This is a genomic window from Arthrobacter sp. MDT1-49-2, from assembly GCF_059090185.1.
Genome location: NZ_JBNHFK010000006.1, coordinates 229300 through 244722, shown reverse-complemented (window position 1 = coordinate 244722; position 15423 = coordinate 229300). Strand labels below are relative to the sequence as shown.

The following is a 15423-nucleotide window of genomic DNA, read 5'->3' as shown; positions in this document are numbered from 1 at the left end:
CTCCGTTGGTCGGATGAGTGTGGTAACCCATATCGAACCGGAGACCCTCGCCTATTTAACTTTTGCCACGCCGTTCACAACCACCGTAAGAGTTACAGCTAGGCGGCGAAGGCCGGCGGCGCAGGGCTTATGCCCGCACCGCCGGCCCGCACTGATCCGGTAAGGATTCGTCAGTTGCTGCCCGCCGGGACCGTCAGTCTTCCGCTGCTCCCAGTACTGCCGCGCCGTAGCCGGGCAGCTGAAGGGCATCACCGTAGAGCTCGGACGGAGCCGTCTCGAGCAGGACCCTGGCGGGGCCGTCCAAAAGGACCGGTACTTCCCGCGGCGAATCGGCGAAGTTCAACGCCACCGCTGTGCCACCGCGCCGGAACACCAGCCAGCGTCCCACCTCGTCAAATTCCACCCTTGTGGAGCCCATGTCGGGGTCGGTCAGGTCCGGACGGTTCCGGCGCAGCTCAAGGAGCTCCCGGTACAGCGCCAGCAGCCGGCCGTGACCGCCGCTTTCGGCTTCAGACCAGTCCAGTTTCGAATTGGCGAACGTCTGCGGGTCCTGCGGATTCGGTACGGTATCCGGATCCCAGCCCATCCGTTCAAATTCCCGCAACCGGCCCTCTGCGGTGGCCTTACCCAGCTCGGGTTCCGGATGCGAGGTAAAGAACTGCCACGGCGTGGATGCCCCGAATTCCTCGCCCATAAAGATCATGGGCGTAAACGGAGACGTCAGGTTCAGCACGGCAGCCAGCGCCAGCTGCGGATAGTCCAGGCTCGCGCTGAGCCGGTCCCCCGCCGCCCGGTTGCCGATCTGGTCATGGTTCTGGGTACAGACCACCAGCTGCCGGGCGGAAACCGTGTCCTTGTCGATCGGACGTCCGTGGGTGCGTCCGCGGAAGGAGGAGAAGGTGCCGTTGTGGAAGAAGCCTTCCTGCAGCACCTTCGCCAGGGCTTCGAGGGAATCGAAGTCCTCGTAGTAGCCCCCGTTTTCACCGGTGAGGTTGGTGTGCGCGGCATGGTGGAAGTCATCGGACCACTGCCCAGCCAGCCCGTAGCCGTTGACATTCCGGGGCGTGATGAGCCGCGGGTTGTTCAGGTCCGATTCGGCGATCAGGAACAGCGGCTTGCCCAGCGTGCGGGCGCACTCGTCCGTGGCGGCCGCAATCTCTTCGAGGATGTGCACCGCCCGTTCGTCGTGCAGTGCGTGGACGGCATCCAGGCGCAGCCCGTCGACGTGGTAGTCGCGGAACCACATCAGCACGTTCTCCACGATGTACTCGCGGACCGTGTCTGAAAGGGGGCCGTCCAGGTTCACCGAGTCGCCCCAGGTGTTGGCTTTTCCCTCAGTGAGGTAGGGGCCGAACATCGGCAGGTAGTTGCCGCTGGGACCGAGGTGGTTGTAGACCACGTCCTGGATGACGCCCAGTCCTGCCCGGTGGGCCGCGTCGACAAAGCGCTGGTAGGCTTCCGGCCCGCCGTAGGTTTCCTGCACGGAGTACCAGAGCACCCCGTCATAGCCCCAGTTATGCGTCCCGTTGAAGGAGTTCACCGGAAGCAGTTCCACGTAACGCACGCCCAGGCCCACCAGATAGCCCAGCCGTTCGATGGCCGCGTCCAGGGTTCCCTCCGGCGTGAAGGTGCCGATATGCAGCTCGTAAATGGCGCCGCCGTCGAGCCCCGGGGACACCCAGTCTCCGTCCTGCCACTCGTGGAGCTCCGGATCGAACGTGCGGGAGAGCTCATGCACGCCCGCCGGCTGCCGGCGTGAGCGCGGATCCGGCACGGGCGCCTCGGCGTCGTCAATCAGGTAGCCGTAATCGATGTCCTCGGTGAGTTCGGCATGCTGGGCGTGCCACCAGCCGTTTTCCCCCGGGCTCATGGACAGCCGGCGGCCGTCCGCCAGCAGGGTCATGGTGTTGGCTTTGGGAGCCCACACATCGAAGTTCGTCCTCACTTGCCGTCCTCCCGAACCAGCAGCGCCACCGGGTAGCTGCCGAACAGATCTGCGGCGGCCATCCGGCCGTCGCCCGTATGGGTGGTTCCCGTGATCACGTCGCGGTACGTCCCCGCGGGCAGCAGCACGGTGGTTTCCTGCCAGCCGCCCTGCGCTTGCAGCCCTATCGGGAGGCGGGTCACGAGGGTTACCGCCCCGCCGCGGTCGAAGCCGAAGACGTGCCCCGCTCCTGGACCGTCCGCCATGACCGGGACGTAGCCGCTGAAGAGTTCGGGCCGGCCGCGCTTGAGCTGGAGCGCGCGGGTGGTGATCAGCAGTTTTGCCTCTGCATCCTCATCGACGTCCGGCGCGCCGTTTTTGGCGAACGACGCCGCCACGTCACGGCGGCGCTGAAAGTCCACCTCGCGCCGGTTGTCCGGGTCCACGAGGGAGCGGTCCCAGAATTCCGTGCCCTGGTAGACATCCGGGACGCCGGGCATGGTCAGCTGCAGCAGCTTGGCCGACAGCGAGTTGGAACATCCCGCGGTGCGGATCCGCTCCACCAGCGAGGTAATCACGGCGTTCACCTCGGCGTCGTCAAACGCGGCGTCGATGGCGGCGTGCATCCGGGTTTCAAACGCTGTGTCGGGGGCCGTCCAGGTGGTGCTCGCAGAGGCTTCCCGCGAGGCTTTTTCCGCATAGGCATTCGCACGGTCCCGGCTAAGCGGCCAGGCACCGATGACTGCCTGCCAGAGCAGATTTGCCATCGGCGCATCACCCATCGGTGCCAGCGACTGCAGTTTCCCAAAGGCGTCCGCCCACTCCCCGGGGATTTCAGCCAACACGGAAATCCTTGCCCGGGTGTCTTCGCTGCGTTTGGTGTCGTGCGTGGTCAGCGCGGTCATGGCGGCGGGCTGCTCCAGCTGCCGCCGCAGCAGCCTGGCGTGCAGCTCAGCGGGCGTAACGGCGAAGTGTGCCGGGTCGGCGCCCACTTCGTTCAGGGAGGTCAGGCGCGAGTAACGGTAGAACGCGGTGTCCTCGACGCCCTTGGCCATCACCATCCCGGAGGTCTGCTGGAACCGGACCGCAAGTTCCCCGAGGTCGGACAGGGAGACCGTGGTCAGGTCCCCGGCCGGCAGCGGGTTCAGCAGCCCGTGCAGGGTTTGCAGGGCACCGGCCAGATCGGGACGGCGGACGGTCGCGGAAATCACCGCGTCCGTGAGGTATTCGCTGCCTTCGGGCAGGTAGCTGCGGTACACCGGGAAGCAGGCCAGCAGCTCGGCGAGGGCGTCCGCCGCGGTTGCCGGATCCAGCCCGGAATCCGCGGGCAGGAGGCGTACCAGCCGCTGCACCTCGGAGTTCAGCAGGTGATCGGCGATGCCGCGCTTGGTGCCGTGGATCATGTCGGCGTAGGGCTCGGTCGGCACCAGGGCAGTGAGCGTGTCCTCGCCGGCCGGGTCAACGAAGAGGCGGTCGACGTCGGCGAGCGCGTCATAGCCGGTGGTGCCCTCCGTTTCCCAGTCCCGGGGCAGTGTCTCTCCCGGTTCCAGGATCTTTTCGACCAGGATGTAGGCGCCGCCGGTGAGCTCCCGCAGCCGGGCGAGGTAGCCCTTGGGGTCCGCGAGACCGTCCGGGTGGTCGATGCGCAGTCCGTCCACCAGCCCTTCATCGAACCATCGCCGGATCTCGGCGTGGGCTTCGTCGAACACCCAGGGCTCCTCCACGCGGATGCCCGCCAAGGTGTTGACGCCGAAGAAGCGCCGGTAGTTCAGCTCGCTGTCCGCTCGCCGCCAGTTCACCAGTTCGTAGTGCTGCCGGGCGTGGACCTCCTGTGCCGAGTCGCCCTCCCGCGCCGTGCCCGGTGCCACCGGGTAGCGGTTCTCGTAGTAGTGCAACTCCCCGTTGACCAGCTTGAGCTGCTCCAGTTCGTTGTCACCGTCGCCCAGGACGGGAAGGCGCAGCTTCCCGCCGGCGGCTTCCCAGTCAATGTCGAAGGCTTCCGCGTACCGGGAGCCGCGGCCGTTTTCGAGTACCGACCACCACCACTTGTTCCGGGCGGGTGTGGCGACGCCCATGTGGTTGGGCACAATGTCCACCAGCACCCCCATCCCGGCTGCGTGGGCGGCCTCGGAGAGCGCCTTCAGCCCGTCGGCTCCGCCCCGGGCCGGATCAACGGCGGAGGGGTCAACCACGTCGTAGCCGTGGTCGGAGCCCTCCTCCGCGGTCAGGATGGGCGAGAGGTAGACCCAGTCCACCCCGAGGTCCGCAAGGTACGGGACCAGGGCGGCAGCGTCGTGGAGGGTGAACGAGGGGCGTATCTGCAGGCGGTAGGTGGACAGCGGGGTCCTCATTCAGCCGTCCCGTCCGTCTGTGCCTTGGCCTCGGCCAGTGCCGCGAGGGAGGCGGCCACGGAGTGGTCGTGTTCTTCCTCTTCAGCGTGGGCGCGCAGGACCACCATGGATTTGGCGGACACGTTCAGCTGGCTGTCCGCCGGGACCGGCTCCGAATCCGCGTAGTCACCGGCAGTGTCGATGACCACGTCCCACGCGGGGGCGTACTCCTTGGCCGGGACAGTGACCTTCACGGCCTCGTCATGCGCGTTGAAGTAGAGCAGGAAGTTCACGTCGGTGATCCGCTGCCCGCGGGCGTCCTTGCCGCGGATTCCCTGTCCGTTGAGGAAAACACCCAGGGACCGGCTGACCGGGGTGTCCCAGTCATCCGGGGACATGGGAGTGCCGTCCTCGGTGAGCCAGACGATGTCCGGCAGCGCTTCGCCTTCCCCGCGCCGCACGGGCCGTCCGTCGAAGAACCGGCGGCGGCGGAACGTGGGGTGCTCGGCGCGCAGCGTGTTGACCGCTGCGGTGAACTCCATCAGCGGGGTGTCCATGGCATCCCAGTTGATCCAGCTCAGCTCGGAGTCCTGGGCATAGGTGTTGTTGTTGCCCTGCTGGGTCCGGCCCAGCTCGTCGCCGTGCGCGATCATGGGCACGCCCTGGGAGAGCAGCAGCGTGGCAAGGAAGTTACGCTGCTGACGGGCACGCAGGGAGAGCACGGCCGGATCATCGGTGGGACCCTCCGCACCGCAGTTCCAGGAACGGTTGTGGGACTCGCCGTCGTTGTTGTCCTCGCCGTTGGCCTCGTTGTGTTTCTCGTTGTAGGACACCAGGTCATGCAGCGTGAAACCGTCGTGGGCGGTGACGAAGTTGATGGAGGCGACGGGCCGGCGGGCCGAGGACTCATAGAGGTCGGCGGAACCGGTGATGCGGGACGCGAATTCACCCAGGGTCGACGGCTCGCCGCGCCAGAAGTCGCGGACCGTATCCCGGTACTTGCCGTTCCACTCGGTCCACTGCGGCGGGAAGTTGCCTACCTGGTAGCCGCCGGGTCCGATGTCCCACGGCTCGGCGATCAGTTTGACCTGGGAGACTACCGGGTCCTGCTGCACCAGTTCGAAGAAGGTGGACAGCTTGTCCACATCGTAGAACTCGCGGGCCAGGGTGGAGGCGAGGTCGAAGCGGAAACCGTCAACGTGCATTTCCGTCACCCAGTACCGCAGCGAATCCATGATCAGCTGCAGGGAGTGCGGGTTGCCGACATTCAGCGAGTTGCCGGTGCCCGTGTAGTCCATGTAGTACCGCTTGTCGTCCTCCACCAGACGGTAGTAGGAGGCGTTGTCGATGCCGCGGAAGGAGAGCGTGGGGCCCAGGTGGTTGCCCTCGGCCGTGTGGTTGTAGACAACGTCCAGGATCACTTCGATGCCGGCGAGGTGCAGGGCGCGCACCATTGCCTTGAATTCCTGGACCTGCTGTCCGTGGTCGCCCGTGGCGCTGTAGATGTTGTGCGGGGCGAAGAAGCCGATCGTGTTGTAACCCCAGTAGTTGGACAGTCCCTTGTCCTGCAGGGTCGAGTCATTCACGAACTGGTGGACCGGCATGAGTTCAATCGCGGTGACGCCGAGTTTCTGCAGGTGGGCGATCACCGAAGGGTGGGCGACGCCGGCGTAGGTGCCGCGCTGCTCTTCGGGAACGTCGGGGTGCATTTCGGTCAGGCCCTTGACGTGTGCCTCGTAAATCACTGACTGGTGATACGGGGTCTTGGGCTTGCGGTCACCGTCCCAGTCGAAGAACGGGTTGATCACCACGCCCATCATCATGTGCGGCGCGGAATCCTCATCGTTGCGCGAGTTTTCATCACCGAAGTTGTAGCCGAACAGCGCCTGGTCCCAGTCGATTTCACCGGCCACGGCCTTGGCATACGGGTCCAGCAGCAGCTTGTTGGGGTTGCACCGGTTCCCGTTCTCGGGATCGTTCGGCCCATCGACGCGGTAGCCGTATTTCTGCCCCGGCATGACCTGCGGCAGGTAACAGTGCCAGACGTACCCGTCCACCTCGCTCAGGCGGATTTGTTCCTCATTGCCGTCCTCATCGAACAGACACAGCGTTACGGAGTCCGCCACTTCGCTGTACAACGCGAAGTTAGTGCCGTTTCCGTCGTAGGTTGCACCCAGCGGATAGGCATCTCCCGGCCAAACTTCCATGTAGAGCTCCTGACTAGTTCAGTGACAACACCAAATTGATATGTCTGCTTACTTTTCTACCCCAGACTTGGAGCTTACTTGAATTTCCAGGCCCGGGAGGGCGGTAAATTCCGCGACAAGCGATCGGATCTGCGGTTCAAGCCGGGACGGAGATACCGGACCGGCGGCTGCCGCGAGGGTCCCCGCCCGGCCGTGCAGGCTGGCAGCCGCGGCGGCCAAGCGCGCGTAATGGCCGGGTCCGCGCCGGTCCTCCGGCGTGCGGTCCGTGGCGAGCAGGGCGCCGAGGATGCCTGAGAGTGTGTCGCCGCTGCCCGCCGTCGCAAGCCACGGTGTGGCCTCGGCCTGGCTGTACAGCTCACCGGTGGGCGCTGCCGCCAGGGTTGCCCAGCCTTTCAGCAGGACGGTGGCGCCAGTGCGCCGGGCGGCGTCCCGGGCAAAGCGCGCCGGGTCCCCTTCAATATCGGTCCGTGAGACCTCCGCCCCCATGCCGCGCAGCAGGGCGGTGAGCTCCCCGGCGTGCGGGGTCAGCACGACGGCGGGATGAAGTCCCGGACCCGCGGCGGCCACCGCGTCGGCATCGATCACGGCGGGCAGGCCTGAAGCCATCGCGTCCACGGCGCGGCGCCGCTGGTCTTCGTCATTTCCGGCGCCCGGGCCGGCAAGCCAGGCCTGGACATGGGTTCCGGCGACCGTGCCGGAACTGCAGACAGCTTCCGGATGGGATTGGTTGATCAGCCGGGCAACATTCTCAGGGCCGAGATAGCGGACCATCCCGACCCCGGTGGCCAGGGCTGCTCCCGTAGCCATCACCGCCGCTCCGGGGTAGGCGGACGAACCTGCGGCGATGCCCAGGACGCCACGGCTGTATTTGTGGTCCGCCCGGCCCGGAACCGGCAGGATACGGGCCAGGTCCGCCTCCTGCAGCCGGTAGGCGTCCGGAGCGCCAAGGTAGTCACCGAGGCCAATGTCGATGCAGCGGACGGCTCCGGCGGCCACCGCACCCGGTCCGGCCAGCAGCCCGGTCTTGACCGCACCGAACGTCACCGTCATATCTGCGTGCAGGCAGGTTCCCGGCATCCGGCCGGTGTCCGCTTCCACACCGCTGGGCAGGTCGCAGGCAATCACCAGCGGGCCGGCGGCCCGGTGCCGGGCAGCATTAAGATCGTCGGCAAGTGCGCGTACCGGGCCGCGCAGGCCGCCGGACCCACCGGTGCCCAGGATTCCGTCCAGCACCGCGTCGGCAGCCAAACAGGCGGCCGTCCCCTCGGCGACGGTTGCTTCGGTCAGCTGTCGGACCGTACCGCCCTGGGCGCGGAAGGCTGCCAGTGCCTCGGAATGCGCCGTCGACGCGGTGAGCAGCGCCTCTGCGGCTACTCCGCGCCCGGCCAGGCGGGCCGCTGCATAAAGGGCGTCGCCGCCGTTGTTGCCGCTGCCGGCCAGTACCACGAGCCGGGACCCATAGAGCCGTCCACGGCGGGTTTTCAGGGCCGATGCAGCAGCAGCGTACAGCCCGTAGGCTGCACGCTGCATGAGTTCCGCTCCGCGCCCGTCCGCCAGGAGCGGGGCCTCGGCGCGGCGGACGGCGGTTCCGGTATAGGCACTGATCATGCGCTACACCTTAGCCCTCGGCGACGACCATTGCTGTAGCTACATCCCCGTCATGGCTGAGGGACAGATGCCAGACCTGCACGCCCTTCCCGGCGGCCACGGCCGCTACCGTTCCATCAATCTGCAGCTGCGGCGCTCCTGCAGGATCCAGCCGGACCTGGCAGTCCTGCCAGTTCATCCCTGCAGGGGCTCCCAGCGCTTTGGCGACGGCTTCCTTCGCCGCGAACCGGGCGGCGAGGGAACGCAGGTTCAGTTCCCGCTCTGCGGGCGCGAAGAGGCGCGCCCGCAGGCCCGGAGTGCGTTCCAACTGCCGCCCGAAGCGCGGCACATCCACAACGTCGACGCCGATCCCGATGATCATCTGGGGCCACTTCCTACTCGACCGTGACGGACTTGGCGAGGTTGCGCGGCTGGTCCACATCGAAGCCCTTGGCCGTAGCCAGTTCGCAGGCGAAGATCTGCAGCGGCACGGTGGTCAGCAGCGGCGCCAGCAGCGGCGGCGTCTCCGGCACATAGAAGATGTGCTCGGCGTAGGCCTTCACGGCGTCGTCGCCCTCTTCGGCAATCACGATCGTCTTGGCACCGCGGGCGCGGATCTCCTGGATGTTGGAGACCACCTTGGCGTGCAGCGAATCCCGGCCCCGCGGGGAGGGAACCACCACGAACACGGGCTGGCCTTCCTCGATCAGGGCAATCGGGCCGTGCTTCAGCTCGCCGGCGGCGAATCCTTCAGCGTGGATGTACGCCAGCTCCTTGAGCTTCAACGCACCTTCCATGGCTACGGGGAAGCCGACATGGCGGCCCAGGAAGAGCACCGATCCGGTTTCCGACATCACCTGTGCCAGTTCCTTGATCTGTCCCGAGTTGTCCAGCACCTGCTGGATCTTGTCCGGGACCTTGGACAGATCCGCCAGGATGTCCTTGATCTCGCCCTGGAACTTGTTGCCCCGGATCTGTGCCAGGTAGAGGCCCAGCAGGTAGGCGGCGGTGATCTGCGCCAGGAAGGCCTTGGTCGAGGCGACGGCGATTTCCGGCCCGGCGTGGGTGTAGAGCACGGCATCGGATTCACGCGGGATGGTGGAACCGTTGGTGTTGCAGATGGCCAGTACCTTGGCGCCCTGCTCCTTGGCGTACCGAACTGCCATGAGGGTGTCCATGGTTTCGCCCGACTGGGAGATGGCGACAATAAGCGTATTGGCGTCCACGATGGGGTCCCGGTAGCGGAACTCGTGGCTGAGTTCGACCTCCACCGGGAGGCGGCACCAGTGCTCAATGGCGTACTTGGCGACCTGGCCGGCGTAGGCGGAGGTGCCGCAGGCCAGCACCATGATCTTGTTGACGGATTTCAGTTCCTCGGGGCTGACCCGAAGCTCATCCAGGGTCAGGCGCCCGTCGGCGTCGGAGCGGCCCAGCAGGGTGTCCCCCACTGCCTGGGGCTGGTCATTGATTTCCTTCTCCATGAAGGAGTCGTAGCCGCCCTTTTCGGCTGCGGCGGCATCCCAGTTCACGTGGAACTCGGTGCCCTCGGCCGGGGTGCCGAAGAAGTCGGTGATCTCCACGGACTCGGGCGTGATGGCCACTACCTGGTCCTGGCCGAGTTCCACGGCGCGGCGGGTGAAGTCGATAAAGCCTGAGACATCGGAGCCCAGGAAGTTCTCGCCCTCACCGAGGCCGACGACGAGCGGGGAGTTGCGCCGTGCTGCCACCACGGTGCCGGGGGAATCGTTGTGCACGGCAAGGAGGGTGAACGCACCCTCCAGCTGCTGGCAGGCCAGCTGCATGGAGCGGGCCAGATCGCCGGCGCCTTCGCCGCGGTAGATCGAGCCCAGCAGTGCGGCGGCAACCTCGGTGTCGGTTTCCGACACGAAGACGGTGCCGGCGTCCAGGAGCTGTGTCTTCAGTTCGGCGAAGTTTTCGATGATGCCGTTGTGGATCACGGCGAGGCGGCCGTTGTCCGCCAGGTGCGGGTGCGCGTTTTCGTCGGTGGGACCGCCGTGGGTGGCCCAGCGGGTGTGGCCGATGCCGGTGGAGGCAGCCGGCAGAGGCGCGGCTTCGAGTTCGGCTGTCAGGTTGGCCAGTTTTCCGGACTTCTTCCGGAACTGGATGCCTGCGGGGGTCAGGACGGCGACACCGGCGGAGTCATATCCGCGGTATTCCAGGCGCCGCAGACCTTCCATTACGACGTCGAGGGCGCCGTGGCTCCCGGTCAATCCGGATTCCGCTCCGGCGTCAACGCTTGCGGCGGCACCGGGGCGGCCTGCATATCCAATAATTCCACACATACCACTAAGCGTACCGGCCAGTGGCCCGGCTTACCGAAATCCGGCTGCCGGCGGCGGTGCCGCGCCGCTCTATCCGCAGCGGCACCGTTTGGGATTGCCGCCGCTACAGGGCACAATTCCTAGGGTGTCAGAACGCCATACAAAGTCCTCCGGAGGCCATTCGCCTGAGAGCAGCTTCACGCCTTTCGTGGAGCTCGACCGGAAGACCTGGTCGCGGCTCTCCCATGAGATCCGTTCTCCGCTTAATCAGGAGGACATCCTCCGTCTGCGCGGGCTCGGTGACCAGCTGAACCTGGACGAGATCCGGGAGGTCTACCTGCCGCTGTCGCGGCTCCTGAACCTGTATGTCGCCGCCGCCGGCCGGCTGCACAGCGCCACCACCACGTTCCTCGGGGAGAAAACAACCCGTACCCCCTTTGTCATCGGGGTCGCAGGCTCTGTGGCGGTGGGCAAATCCACCACGGCCCGTGTGCTGCGGGAAATGCTGCGCCGCTGGCCGGACACGCCGAATGTCGAGCTGATCACCACTGACGGCTTCCTGTACCCCAATGCCGAACTCGAGCGCCGCGGGCTGATGCAGCGCAAAGGCTTCCCGGAGTCCTATGACCGGCGCCGGCTCCTGCGTTTCGTCAGCGAGGTGAAAAGCGGGGCCGAGGAAGTCCGGGCGCCGAAGTACTCGCACCTCACCTATGACATTGTGCCGGGCGAAGAGGTCGTTGTCCGCCGTCCGGATGTGCTCATCGTCGAGGGACTGAATGTCCTGGCGCCCGCGCGGCCCCGCGCCGACGGGCGTTCCGGCCTGGCGCTGAGCGACTTCTTCGACTTTTCCATCTACGTGGATGCCCGAACCTCGTACATCGAAGAGTGGTATGTCCAGCGCTTCCAGTCCCTGCGCAGCGGCGCGTTCGCTGATCCGGCGTCGTACTTCCACAGGTACGCGGGCCTTACCGATGAGGAGGCACGGGCTACGGCCCTGGACATTTGGCGGCGCATCAACGAACCCAACCTGGTGGCCAATGTCCTGCCCACGAGGGGCCGCGCCCAGCTGGTGCTGACCAAGGACGCGGACCACTCCGTGACACGGATGCTGCTGCGCAAGACGTAGCAGCCGGCGGGATCAGACCGCTGCGCCGGCTTCCGTATTCAGCGCGAGGTTGTTTTCCACCGTTTCGGCAAGGCGACGTGCGGTTTCAGCCGCCGTCTCCATATCGGCTGCTTCCACCATGACCCGGACCACCGGTTCGGTGCCGGACGGGCGCAGCAGCACCCGGCCGGTCTCGCCCAGCCCTGCCTGGGCCTGTTCCACGGCACGGCGGACCGGCTCGTTGGTCTGCACTGCGGCCTTGTCCACGCCCTTGACGTTGATCAGCACCTGCGGGAGCTTCTGCATCACCTCGGCCAGCTGTTTCAGGGGACGGCCGGTGCGGGCCACCTGGGCGGCCAGCTGCAGCCCGGTCAGCACGCCGTCGCCGGTGGTGGCGTATTCCGAGAAGATCACGTGCCCGGACTGTTCCCCGCCGAGGCTGTACCCTCCGGAACGCATGCCTTCCAGGACGTAGCGGTCCCCCACTCCGGTTTCAATCAGGTGGATGCCTGCTTCACGGAGCGCCAGCTTCAGTCCCAGGTTGCTCATGACGGTGGCCACGAGGGCATTGTCCTTGAGTTTCCCCGCATCCTTCATAGCGATGGCCATGATCGCCATGATCTGGTCGCCGTCCACCACGTTGCCCTCATGGTCTACGGCCAGGCACCGGTCTGCATCGCCGTCGTGCGCAATGCCGAGGTCCGCGCCGTGGGCCACCACGGCTTCCTGCAGCGCCTCCAGGTGGGTCGAGCCGTAGCCGTCGTTGATGTTGATCCCGTCCGGCTCCGCGCCGATGACCACTACCTCGGCCCCGGCGTCGGCGAAGACCTGCGGGGAACAGCCGCTGGCTGCGCCGTGTGCGCAGTCCAGGACCACCTTCAGCCCTTCGATGCGGTTGGGGAGCGTCTGCAGCAAGTGCACCACGTACCGGTCTTCGGCGTCGGCAAAGCGGTGGATCCGGCCCACGTCGCGCCCGGTGGGACGGAGGCTGGGGCGTGCCATCTCTGCCTCAATGGCGTCTTCAACGGCGTCATCGAGCTTCTGTCCGCCGCGGGCCAGGAACTTGATCCCGTTGTCCGGGGCGGCGTTGTGGGATGCGGAAATGACGACGCCGAAGTCGGCGTCCAGATCGGCAACAAGGAACGCGGCGGCCGGTGTGGGCAGGACGCCCGCGTCAAAGACGTCGACACCGGAGCTGGCGAGGCCTGCTTCCATCGCTGCGGAGATGAAGTCTCCGCTGATCCGGGGGTCCCGTGCCACAACGGCCACCGGGCGGCGGCCGTTCTCCACTCGGTTGTGGCCCAGCACCACGGCGGCGGCCTGGGCGAGACCGAGGGCAACTTCGGCGGTGATCAGCCCGTTGGCCAGTCCACGGACGCCGTCCGTTCCAAATAATCTTGTCATTGCGCATCCTCAAGCAGGTTGTAGCCACAGCGGGGTACCGCTAAACGGGCAACTTACTGGCCCATTCTGCCACCGGTGCCCCCGTCCCTCCGAAACGGGTGTGTCCAAACTATGCGGAAGGCCGCCAAATCGGCAGCGTAGTTGTGGTGAACGCGACGCTTTCAAAGCCGCTTAACGCCAAAAAGGCAGCCGCCGTGGCGACTGCCTTTCGGGATCCCAACACTGAACCGGCGCTCCGGCCCCTGGGCACCCAACGGGCGCTTGTGGAGCCAAGCGCCAATTCGGCGCGAGGGCCCCAAGGTGCATTCGCTCCAGCGAATGCACCTTGGGAAGCGCTGAATTAGCGCTTGGAGTACTGCGGAGCCTTGCGTGCCTTCTTGAGACCGGCCTTCTTACGCTCGATGACGCGGGCGTCACGGGTCAGGAAGCCTGCCTTCTTCAGGGCGGGGCGGTTGTTCTCGCGGTCGATCTCGTTCAGCGAACGGGCAACACCGAGACGCAGTGCACCGGCCTGGCCGGAGGGGCCGCCACCGTGAATGCGGGCGATGACGTCGTAGGCGCCTTCGAGTTCAAGAAGCTTGAACGGCTCGTTGACTTCCTGCTGGTGCAGCTTGTTCGGGAAGTAGTCTTCGAGCTCGCGGTCGTTGACGATCCACTTGCCGGTACCCGGAACAACGCGCACGCGGGCGATGGCCTGCTTGCGGCGGCCGACGGCGGAGCCGGCGACAGTCAGGGCGGGGCGTTCCTTGACTGCGGTCTGCGCCGAGTCAGAGGATTCCGAGGTGTAGCTGGTGAGCTCCTCGGTGTTTTCATTCAGCTCTTCAGTGTTCTGAGCCACGATTCTCCTTGAATTAATTCTTTAGTTGGCGGGCCAGAACTACTGGGCGACCTGGGTGATTTCGAAGGTCTTGGGCTGCTGCGCGGCGTGCGGGTGCTCTGCACCGCGGTACACCTTCAGCTTGCTGATCTGGTCAGCAGCCAGGGAGTTCTTGGGCAGCATGCCGCGAATGGCCTTCTCAACTGCGCGCACCGGGTTCTTCTCCAGCAGTTCGGCGTAGTTGACGGAGGACAGACCGCCCGGGAAACCCGAGTGGCGGTAGGCACGCTTCTGTTCGAGCTTGGCGCCGGTGAGGGCAACCTTCTCAGCGTTGATGATGATGACGAAATCGCCCATGTCCATGTGGGGAGCAAAGGTCGGCTTGTGCTTTCCGCGCAGCAGTGTTGCGGTCTGGCTGGCAAGACGGCCTAGGACAACGTCGGTGGCGTCAATGACGTGCCACTGGCGGTTGATGTCGCCGGGCTTCGGGGTGTACGTACGCACGGTTTTTGCCTTCGTTTCTTCTTCTTAGGTGGCGCGCTGTCCATGGATGCCATGGTCAGTGCAGCTTCTCTATGCGTTACCGGATGGTCAGGTGAGGACTGAATTAACCAGTGGTCCTGAGATCTCGGCTATTTCCCCGGGGCCAGGTGGCTCTGCAACTGAGCCGCTCCCGTGGGCATAGGCCTATCGAGGTAGGACACGCACAACGACTATAAACAATAGCCTGCTTGCGGGGTCAGGTCAAAAGCTGTCGCGGCGACTGTTCGTTCCAACAGCCGCTGACACCGGTATTCGATTTGCCACCATTTTATGCCGGGAGGTTCCGCGGCGCTATTTGCGGTGGGCGCGGGTCATTTCGGCACGGTCCGCAAGGCCTGCATCGGAGGGATACCTGACCTCTTCCAGGACCAGCGGATGGGGTGGCGCCAGAATGGATTTGGAGTCCCGGACCATGGCCGCAAGCCGTTCAGCCAACCATTGGGGACGGCGCTCCCCCGCCCCTACCAGCAGTGAGCCGCCCACCAGGGAGCGGACCATGTTGTGGCAGAAGGCATCGGCCTGGATGTGGGTGGTGATGACGCCGTCCCGGCCCCGGGCGAAGCTGAACTCCTGCAGCTCCCTGATGGTGGTGGACCCGGCCCGGGGCTTGCAGTAGGAAAGGAAATCCCGGATGCCCAGCACCCCTTCCGCTGCCTGGTTCATTCGGTCCGTGTCCAGCTCTGCCTTGTACCAGAGCGTGGTGTGCCGGGAGAGCGGGTCGCGGGTTCCAGGCAGGTCGGCGATGCGGTAGCTGTAGCGCCTCCACAGCGCCGAGAAGCGTGCGTCGAAGCCCGCGGGGGCGGGAACGGCCGAACGTATCTCTATGGCACCGGCGAGGGCGTCCACTACACGGCGCTGCCGGCCGTCCCTGCGGCCGGGGGCGGTGAGTTCCTTGTTCAGCACCCCGTGGAGGCGGCGCCGCAGGGACACCCCCGGGTCAAGATCCCGACCTCGGGCCAGTGCGTCCCATTCGGCGCGGCTGAGGTCGAAGTGGACCACCTGCCCGCGGGCATGGACGCCGGCATCCGTCCGTCCGGCGACGGTGATGCGGACGGGACGGCGCAGCAGCACGGCCAGTGCGTCCTCCACCATGCCCTGCACAGTCAGCAGGCCGGGCTGGGCAGCCCAGCCCGAGAACGGTGCCCCGTCATAGGCGAGGTCCATCCGGACGCGGAAAGGCCCGCCGTCCATTTCCAGGACAGCGGGCCTTTCAATAGTCATAGC

General features: G+C 66.1%; 11 protein-coding genes. 1 reads left to right on the top strand and 10 read right to left on the bottom strand.

Annotated features, from left to right (window positions below; genetic code table 11):
- Positions 1-193: 193 nt before the first annotated feature.
- From treZ to glmS, 6 genes are read right to left on the bottom strand one after another with little or no spacing between them, the layout of a single operon-like run.
- A complete protein-coding gene (treZ, locus tag AC5RTS_RS10665) occupies positions 194-1945 on the bottom strand; it encodes a malto-oligosyltrehalose trehalohydrolase (protein ID WP_493992011.1) in 1752 nt (583 codons plus the stop codon).
- The gene (gene treY, locus AC5RTS_RS10660) at positions 1942-4275 is read right to left on the bottom strand and encodes a malto-oligosyltrehalose synthase (protein WP_493992010.1); all 2334 of its coding nucleotides are present in this window, start codon (positions 4273-4275) and stop codon (positions 1942-1944) included. The genes treZ and treY overlap by 4 nt, the downstream gene beginning before the upstream one ends.
- Positions 4272-6461, bottom strand: a complete 2190-nt coding sequence (gene glgX / locus AC5RTS_RS10655; RefSeq protein WP_493992009.1) for a glycogen debranching protein GlgX — start codon at positions 6459-6461, stop codon at positions 4272-4274. The genes treY and glgX overlap by 4 nt, the downstream gene beginning before the upstream one ends.
- A gap of 48 nt (positions 6462-6509) precedes the next feature.
- On the bottom strand, positions 6510-8069 hold the full coding sequence (locus tag AC5RTS_RS10650) for an NAD(P)H-hydrate epimerase (protein ID WP_493992008.1): 1560 nt from the start codon (positions 8067-8069) through the stop codon (positions 6510-6512).
- A 10-nt stretch (positions 8070-8079) separates the two neighbouring features.
- Complete coding sequence (locus AC5RTS_RS10645) at positions 8080-8430, bottom strand: holo-ACP synthase (RefSeq protein WP_227903810.1); 351 nt, start codon at positions 8428-8430, stop codon at positions 8080-8082.
- Between the two features lie 13 nt (positions 8431-8443).
- Entirely contained in the window at positions 8444-10351 is a 1908-nt protein-coding gene (gene glmS / locus AC5RTS_RS10640; RefSeq protein WP_493992007.1) for a glutamine--fructose-6-phosphate transaminase (isomerizing), read from the bottom strand.
- A 187-nt stretch (positions 10352-10538) separates the two neighbouring features.
- Between glmS and coaA the strand changes: the two genes are divergently transcribed.
- Complete coding sequence (coaA, locus tag AC5RTS_RS10635) at positions 10539-11456, top strand: type I pantothenate kinase (protein WP_493992017.1); 918 nt, start codon at positions 10539-10541, stop codon at positions 11454-11456.
- A 12-nt stretch (positions 11457-11468) separates the two neighbouring features.
- Here the strand turns inward: coaA and glmM are convergent, their stop codons facing one another.
- The 4 genes from glmM to AC5RTS_RS10615 all read right to left on the bottom strand — a co-directional run bounded on the left by glmM (position 11469) and on the right by AC5RTS_RS10615 (position 15420).
- Positions 11469-12839 carry a phosphoglucosamine mutase gene (gene glmM / locus AC5RTS_RS10630; RefSeq protein WP_493992006.1) on the bottom strand — a complete coding sequence of 457 codons (1371 nt, stop codon included), beginning with the start codon at positions 12837-12839 and terminating at the stop codon, positions 11469-11471.
- Between the two features lie 340 nt (positions 12840-13179).
- A complete protein-coding gene (gene rpsI, locus AC5RTS_RS10625) occupies positions 13180-13677 on the bottom strand; it encodes a 30S ribosomal protein S9 (protein WP_227903822.1) in 498 nt (165 codons plus the stop codon).
- 39 nt (positions 13678-13716) lie between these two features.
- Positions 13717-14160, bottom strand: a complete 444-nt coding sequence (gene rplM, locus AC5RTS_RS10620) for a 50S ribosomal protein L13 (RefSeq protein WP_493992005.1) — start codon at positions 14158-14160, stop codon at positions 13717-13719.
- Between the two features lie 330 nt (positions 14161-14490).
- Positions 14491-15420 carry a tRNA pseudouridine synthase A gene (locus tag AC5RTS_RS10615; RefSeq protein WP_493992004.1) on the bottom strand — a complete coding sequence of 310 codons (930 nt, stop codon included), beginning with the start codon at positions 15418-15420 and terminating at the stop codon, positions 14491-14493.
- Positions 15421-15423: the final 3 nt, after the last annotated feature.

Excerpts from the sequence above, each read along its gene's own strand:
- treY (WP_493992010.1), bottom strand. The coding sequence starts at position 4,275 with ATGAGGACCCCGCTGTCCACCTACCGCCTGCAGATACGCCCCTCGTTC.
- glgX (WP_493992009.1), bottom strand. The coding sequence starts at position 6,461 with ATGGAAGTTTGGCCGGGAGATGCCTATCCGCTGGGTGCAACCTACGAC.
- AC5RTS_RS10650 (WP_493992008.1), bottom strand. The coding sequence starts at position 8,069 with ATGATCAGTGCCTATACCGGAACCGCCGTCCGCCGCGCCGAGGCCCCG.
- AC5RTS_RS10645 (WP_227903810.1), bottom strand. The coding sequence starts at position 8,430 with ATGATCATCGGGATCGGCGTCGACGTTGTGGATGTGCCGCGCTTCGGG.
- glmS (WP_493992007.1), bottom strand. The coding sequence starts at position 10,351 with ATGTGTGGAATTATTGGATATGCAGGCCGCCCCGGTGCCGCCGCAAGC.
- glmM (WP_493992006.1), bottom strand. The coding sequence starts at position 12,839 with ATGACAAGATTATTTGGAACGGACGGCGTCCGTGGACTGGCCAACGGG.
- AC5RTS_RS10615 (WP_493992004.1), bottom strand. The coding sequence starts at position 15,420 with ATGACTATTGAAAGGCCCGCTGTCCTGGAAATGGACGGCGGGCCTTTC.